At 67.0% G+C, this 7628-nt stretch carries 4 protein-coding genes; all 4 read left to right on the forward strand.

The features are described from left to right. On the forward strand, positions 1 to 3101 hold a 3101-nt coding region (locus ABDV68_RS17210), incomplete at its 5' end, for a TonB-dependent receptor (protein ID WP_343521331.1). Next, entirely contained in the window at positions 3101 to 5023 is a 1923-nt protein-coding gene (locus ABDV68_RS17215) for a S9 family peptidase (protein WP_343521332.1), read from the forward strand. The genes ABDV68_RS17210 and ABDV68_RS17215, both read left to right, overlap by 1 nt. Beyond that, positions 5020 to 6840: a DUF885 domain-containing protein gene (locus tag ABDV68_RS17220; RefSeq protein WP_343521333.1), complete on the forward strand. Its 1821-nt coding sequence runs from the start codon at positions 5020 to 5022 to the stop codon at positions 6838 to 6840. Before ABDV68_RS17215 ends, ABDV68_RS17220 begins: the two co-directional genes overlap by 4 nt. Next, on the forward strand, positions 6837 to 7628 hold a 792-nt coding region (locus ABDV68_RS17225), incomplete at its 3' end, for a DUF885 family protein (RefSeq protein WP_343521334.1). The genes ABDV68_RS17220 and ABDV68_RS17225, both read left to right, overlap by 4 nt.

The following is a 7628-nucleotide window of genomic DNA, read 5'->3' on the forward strand; positions in this document are numbered from 1 at the left end:
TGATCGCGCCGGCCGCGGACCTCGCCGGAGTGCGCACCAACGCGATCAAGGGCAATTTCAGCGCGGTCGAGGCGCTGCGGCGCATGTTCGCCGGAACCGGGCTCGAGGTGGTGCAGACCGCGGGCGGCGCGGTGATGATCCGCCGCGCGGCGGCACCGGCGGCACAGGCCGCGCAGGAGGAAGAACCGGCCCCCGCCGCGAACGAGGATGTCATCGTCACCGGTTCGCGTATCCTGCGGCCCGGCTTCGACACGCTGCAGGCGGCGACCTCGACCGACGCCGAGGAAATCGAGCGGCGCAGCTACACCAACGTGCTCGAAGCGCTCCAGGACACGCCGGGCTTCGCGCCCGCGGCCTCGAGCCAGATCGGCACGAGCCAGGGCAATCTCGGCATCGCGCAGAGCTTCGCCAATTTCTTCGGGTTGGGCTCGCAACGCACGTTGAGCCTGGTCAATGGACGCCGCTTCGTGTCGTCGAACACCGTGTCGGGTTCGGGCGGCTCGACCGCGCCGGGATCGCAGGTCGACCTCAACCTCATTCCCGTCGGGCTGGTCGAGCGGGTCGAGACCATCGCGATCGGTGGCGCGCCGGTCTATGGTTCGGACGCGATCGCCGGCACCGTCAATGTCATCCTCAAGGAGAATTACGAGGGCTTCCAGCTTACCGGCCAGGCGAGCATCAGCGACCGCGGCGACGCGGGCAACCAAATGGTGCGCGCGCTGATCGGCAAGAATTTCGCGGGCGGCCGCGGCAATATCGTGCTCGGCGCGGAATATGTCCGCCAGGATGGCATGCTGCTCGCGAAGCGCTTCCCGTTCCGCTTCCTCACCTCGTCGGGCAACACCAACCCCAGCGATGGCATCTCCTCGCTGATGGTGGTCAACGATCTGCGCTACGCACCGCTGACCGATGGCGGTCTACCGTACACCGCGGGCGTGCCGATGTCCGGGACCTATATCGTCGACGCGGCGGGCAACCCGCTGCAATTCGGGGCCAACGGCGATCTCGTGCCCTTCAAGCTGGGGGCCCCGTTCTTTGGCTCGTCGAGCCAGGGAATCCCGATCTTCACCGATGGAGGCGACGGGCTGAACCCGGCCAAATATACCAGCCTGCTGTCCCCCAACGAGCGCTACCTGTTCAACCTCAACGCCAATTTCGACGTGACCGAGGGGATCAACTTCTTCCTCGAGGGTTCCTACGCCCATACCAGCGGCACGAAGCTGTCCGATCTGTTCCAGTTCGCCGCGCCCGGCATCCTTGGCGGCCCGGCGATCACGATCAGCGTGAACAACCCGTTCCTGACACCCCAGGCGCGGGCGATCCTGGCGGCGAACGGCATCACCACGTCGTTCCGGCTCAACCGCAACTTCAACGACATCGTCGACCGTTTCCCGGCCCGGTCCGAGTTCGACGTCTATCGCATCGTCGCGGGATTGAAGGGCGACTTCAAGCTCGGCAGCGAGGAATGGAACTGGGACGTCTCGTACAATTACGGGCGCAGCCGCAACCGTTCTGAATTCAACCAGATCAACCTCACCCGGCTGCAGAACGCGATCAACGCAACGACCACGACCACCTGCGCGGTCGGCGGCAATTGCGTGCCGATCAACATCTTCGGCGAAGGCGCGGCGAGCGATGCGGCGGTCAACTATGTGCTCGATCGCGGCGTGGGCATCAGCAAGAACTCGATGGAGGTGGTCTCGGCGAACATGGGCGGCGCATTGCCGTTCGGCATCGGCGGGCCGATCTCGATCGGCATCGGCTATGAGCATCGCCGGGAATCGGGTTCGTTCGAAGGCGACACGATCCTCAATGGCGGCCTGACGCTGCTGGGCGGAGCGATCGCCTATCCCGACGCGCCCGACGGCAGCTTCAACACCGACGAATTCTACGGCGAGACGGTCATCCCGCTGATCAGCGACGCGATGAACGTGCCGCTGGTCAAGTCGCTCCAGGCAGAAGGCTCGATCCGCTATGTGGACCATTCGGTGGCGGGCGGCGACATCACCTGGTCGGGCGGGGCGCGGCTGCAGACGCGGTTCCTTCCGGGTTTGACGCTGCGTGGTGTCTACACGCGGGCGATCCGCAACCCCTCGCTCGTCGAGCTGTTCCTGAACACTACGCCGGTGGCACGCGCGGGCAACGATGTGTGTGCCGCCAGCCGGGTCAATGCCGGGCCTAATCCCAGCGTCCGCCTCGCCAACTGCACCGCTGCGCTCGCCGCGGTCGGTGGTCCGGCCCCCGGGCAGTTCCTGGCGACCACCAATGGTGCCTCACCCTTCGGCGAGGTCGGCGGCAACCGCGATCTCGAGAACGAGAAGGCGCGGTCCTGGTCGCTAGGGCTGGTCTATCAGCCGCCGTCGATCAGCAACCTGCGGATGTCGATCGACTATAGCCATATCCGTCTCGCCAACGCGATCTCGCGCTTCGACCTCGGTACCGCGCAGGCGGCTTGCTACGACAGCCCCAACTATCCCAACGAGGGCGCCTGCGACGCATTCCGCCGCTTGAACGCGGCAGAGGCGGCCGCCCAGAGCGCGGCGACGGGCCGGCAGCGCATCGCGGGCGACATCGCCGACGGGTATCAGGAAAGCTACTACAACAGCGCGCTGCTCGACTTCGCCGGGATCATCGGCGAGATCAACTATGCCTTCGCCGTGCCGAACATCGCGGGCACCGAGCCGGGACAGCTGCGGCTGGGCGTCAAGGCCTTCTACATCGACTATTTCCGCACCCAGACCTCCGGCGGGGCGCCGGTGATCGAGGCGCAGGGAACCGTCGGCTCGCCGCGCTGGGACGTCAACGGCCGCATCGGCTACAGCTTCGATCCGTTCGATTGGGACATCCAAGTCCTGTGGACCAGCAAGACGGTCGGCAGCCGGACTGCGACGATCGAGAATACGCCGGTCAACGACTATCCATCCTACACGCTGGTCAACACGACCTTCAGCGCCAAGGTCACCGAGAATTTCTCGCTCCAGTTCACCGTGCGGAACCTGTTCGACCGCGAAGTGCCTTATCCGGCGACGGTGACGCGCTCGTTCGGCGTGTTCGATCCGATCGGAAGGACCTTCACGGCGCGCGCGGCGGTGGCGTTCTGATGCGGGTCGGCCTGGTCGCTGCCGTATTGCTGCTCGCGCTGCCCGCCGCGGAGGCGGTGGCGCAGCAGACCAAGCGCTATACAATCGAACAGCTGATGGCGGCGGAATCGTTCGGCGGCATCTCCTTCTCGCCTGACGACCAGCTGCTGCTGACCACCAGCAACCGCTCCGGCATCGCCAACATCTATGCGGTGCCGGTGGCAGGCGGGCCGATGCAGCAGCTCACCCATTCGACCAAGGAGACGGTGAACGCGATCGGTTATTTCCCCGACGACCGGCGCATCCTCTATTCGAGCGACCAGGGCGGCAACGAGCTCGCGCACATCTATGTCCGCGAGCTCGACGGCAGCGTACGCGACACGACGCCTGGGACGAAGCATGTCGCGCGCTTCGTCGAATGGGCGAAGGACGGCAGGTCGTTCTTCGTCCAGACCAACGAGCGCGACCCGCGCTATTTCGATCTCTACGAGATCACGACCGACGGCTATGTGAAGACATTGCTGTTCGAGAACGACAAGGCGTACCAGATCCGCGCCGTCAGCGCCGACCGGCGCTATGTCGCGATGAGCCGGATCCACGACAACGCCAACAAGCGCGTCTATGTCTATGACCGCACCGAAAAGGCGCTGCGTGAGGTGACCGCGGGTTCGACGCCGGTGTCGGGCGAGCCCGAAACCTTCGCGCGAACCGGACCGGTGCTCTATTTCACCACCGACGACGGCGGCGAGTTCACCAAGCTCGCGCGCGTCGACCTCGCGACCGGCCGGCGCGAGACGATCTTCGAGCCGGAGTGGGACGTGTCGGGGGCGGCGCTCAGCCGCGACGGGCGCACCCTCGTCGCGATGGTCAACGAGGATGCGCGCAGCCGGCCCTATCTGTTCGATGCGACGACGCTGAAGTCGATCCCGCTGGCCGATCCGGCACCCGGGGCGAGCGTCGGCCTGCGCCTCGCCAATCGGGGCGGCATCGCCGCGATTTCGCTGACCAACGGCGCGACGCCGGGCGATATCGCGATCCTCGACCTCAGGACCGGCAAGCGCCGCCCGCTGCTCAACGCGCAGGCGCCCGGGGTGGCGCAGAGCGATCTCGTGCCCGGCAAGATGGTGCGCTTCGCCTCCTATGACGGGGTGAAGGTGCCCGGCGTCCTCTACGTGCCGCACGACGCCAAGCCCGGCGACAAGCGCCCGGCGGTGATCCATGTCCATGGCGGCCCCGGCGACGAGAGCCGGATCGGCTACCGCCCGCTGATGCAGTATCTCGCCAATGGCGGCTACGTCGTGTTCGAGATCAACAACCGCGGCAGCTCGGGCTCGGGGCGCACCTTCTATCACATGGACGACAAGCGCCACGGCGACGCCGATCTCGACGATGTCGTCGCGGCGAAGAAGATGCTGGTCGCGACGGGCTTCGTCGACGGCGACAAGATCGCGATCGAGGGGCAGAGCTATGGCGGCTATATGACGCTCGCCGGCCTTGCCTTCCGCCCGAAGGAATTCGCCGCGGGAGTCGACATCTACGGGGTGTCGAACTGGCTGCGGTTGCTCAAGAACACGCCCGCTTGGTGGGAGGATCTGCGGCGTCTGCTCTATACCGAGGTCGGCGATCCCGCGACCGACGAAGCCTATCTCACCAAGATCTCGCCGATATTCCATGCCGACAAGATCGAGCGGCCGCTGCTGGTGCTGCAGGGCGCCAACGATCCGCGCGTGTTGCCGGTGGAATCGGAGGATATCGTCGCCAAGGTCAAGGCACGCGGCGTGCCGGTGGAGTACATCTCCTTCCCCGATGAGGGGCATGGTTTCCGCAAGAAAGCCAACCAGATCGTCGCCTATCGCGCGATCCGCGAGTTTCTCGACAAGCACGTGGCGAAGCGCGGTGACGATCCGGATGCGGCGCGCGGCGGCCTGCCGATCGGCGAATGAGCCGCTTGCCCGTGACCGGGGCCCTCGTCAGCCGGCGGGCGCTGCTCGCCGGCAGCGCGGCGCTCGCCGCATTGCCGACCGCCGCCGCGGCATCGAGTGAAGCGGTGCGGCTCGACGCCTTCTTCGAGGCGTCGTTCCGCAAGCGCGTCGCCCGCAACCCGCTCAGTCAGTCGGGCCTCGGGATCAAGGACGGGCAGGACCGCTGGCCCGATCCGGGCGAAGCGCGCGCGGCCGAAGACGCCGCGATCGTCCGCGCCGAGCTCGCCGAGCTGGCGCGGTTCGATGTCGGCGCGCTCGATCCGGAGCGGCAGCTCAGCGTCCGTCTGTTCGACTATGCCGGGCGGCAGGCGCTGACCGCGCATCGCTGGCGCGGCAACCGCTACCCGGTGTGCCAGATGCGCGGACCGCAGCGCACCATTCCGCAGACGCTGATCAACAACCATCCGATCGCCGACCGGGCGGACGCGCAGGCCTATGTCGCGCGGTTGCGCGCGGTGAAGCCCTATCTCGAAGCGATCGTCGCCGGGCTTGACGCGCAGGCCGCAGCCGGCGTGCTGCCACCCAATTTCGCCTATCCGCTGGTGATCGGCAATTGCGCGGCACTGATCCGCGGCGCGCCGTTCGGTGGCGCCGGCGACAGCCCGATCCTCGCCGATTTCCGCGAGAAGATCGGCAAGCTTGCCATGGCCGAGGGCGAGCGCACCCGGCTGGTGCGGGATGCCGAGGCGGCGATGCGCGAGGGGTTCGGTCCCGGCTTCCAAACGCTGATCGCCTGGCTCGAACGCGGCCATGCGCGGATGATGCGCAACGACGGGGTGTGGAGCCTGCCTCAAGGCGACGCCTATTACCGCGCCGCGCTCGAGCTCGAGACGACGCTGCCGCTCACCCCGCAGGAAGTGCATCGCACCGGGCTGGAGGAGGTGGCGCGGCTTCATGCGGCGATGCGCGTGGTGATGGTCAAATCGGGCTTCACCGGTTCGCTGACCGAGTTCTTCGCCTTCGTCGGCAAAGACGACCGTTTCTATTATCCCAACACGCCAGCGGGGCGGGCGGCCTATCTCGACGCGATGCGCGGGCATATCGCCGCGGTCGAGGCCCGGCTGGGGGAGGTGATGACGCGCGTCCCCAAGGCCAGGATGATCGTCAAACCGGTCGAGCCCTGGCTCGAACGCTCGGCCGCGACCGCGGGCTATTTCGCACCCACGCCCGACGGGTCGCGGCCGGGAATCCTCTACGTCAACGCCGTCGAGATGCGGAACCTGCCGAAGTATGAGCTGTCGGCGCTGGCCTTTCACGAAGGGGTCCCGGGTCACCATCTCGAACGCGCGATCAGCCAGGAGCTGACTCATCTGCCCGCGTTCCGGCGGCAGGGCGGCTATACCGCCTATAGCGAGGGCTGGGCGCTGTACGCCGAGCAGCTGCCCTACGCCATGGGACTCTACACCGATCCCTACCAGGAATTCGGCCAGCTCTCGCAGGAGCTGATGCGCGCGGGGCGGCTGGTGGTCGATACCGGGCTGCATCACCTGCGCTGGAGCCGCGAGCGCGCGATCGACTGGCTGGTCGCCAACACGCCGGGCAGCCGTGCCGATCATGTGATCGCGGTGCAGCGCTACATCGTCACGCCGGGGCAGGCGACCGCCTACGAGATCGGCAAGCTCAAGATGGTCGAGCTGCGCGAGCGCGCGGAGAAACGGCTGGGGCGCCGCTACGACCTCCGCCGCTTCAACGATGCGCTGCTGGGCAGCGGGCCGCTGCCGCTCGCGCTGCTCGACGAAGTGATGACTCGCTGGATCGCGGATGGAGGCAGGGCATGACGGCACGGATGACGCGGCGCGGAGTCATGGGCGCATTCGCCGTTGCGGCAATGCCGATGCCCGCCTGGGCCTTGCCCGACGACGAGGATGCACGGCTCGACGCCTTCTTCGAGCGCGTGTGGCAGCGCGGGATCGACCGCAATCCGGTGCGCCAGTCGCAACTCGGGATCAAGCGCGACCAGGACAAGTGGAACGATGTGAGCGAGGCGTTCGCGCTCGAGAATCTTGAGCTGCTCGAACAAGACATGGCGGCGCTTTCGGGCTTCGACCGCGCGCGGCTGTCGCCGCAGGCACGGATCAGCCTGCGCATGTTCGAGGACAATGGTCGCGAGGCGATCGAGCGCTTCGCGCTACGCCGCAACGATTACCTGATGACGCAGATGGGCGGGATGCACACGCGCGTGCCCATCACCTTGCTCAACGCGCACAACATCGCCGACCGCACCGACGCCGATGCCTATTGCGCGCGGATCGAGCGTGTCGGGCCGCTGATGGATCAGGTGGTGGCCGAGCTGGAACGGCAGGAGGCGGCCGGGGTACTGCCGCCCCGCTTCGTCTACCGGCTGGTGATCGAGCCGAGCGAGAACATGCTCAAGGGCCGCCCGTTCGACGCCGCGGAAACGGATTGCCCGATCCTCGCCGATTTCCGCGCCAAGCTGGCCAAGGCGAACATCGCCGATGCCGATGCGGCTTGGGAATGTGTGAAGACGTTCGTCGGCCCTGCGTGCGTGATCATCAAGCATGCCAATCCGTGCGGTGTCGCGCTCGGCGCACACGCGCTCGAAGCC

The sequence above is a fragment of the Sphingomonas sp. genome (assembly GCF_039595165.1).
Classification (GTDB): Bacteria; Pseudomonadota; Alphaproteobacteria; order Sphingomonadales; family Sphingomonadaceae; genus Sphingomonas.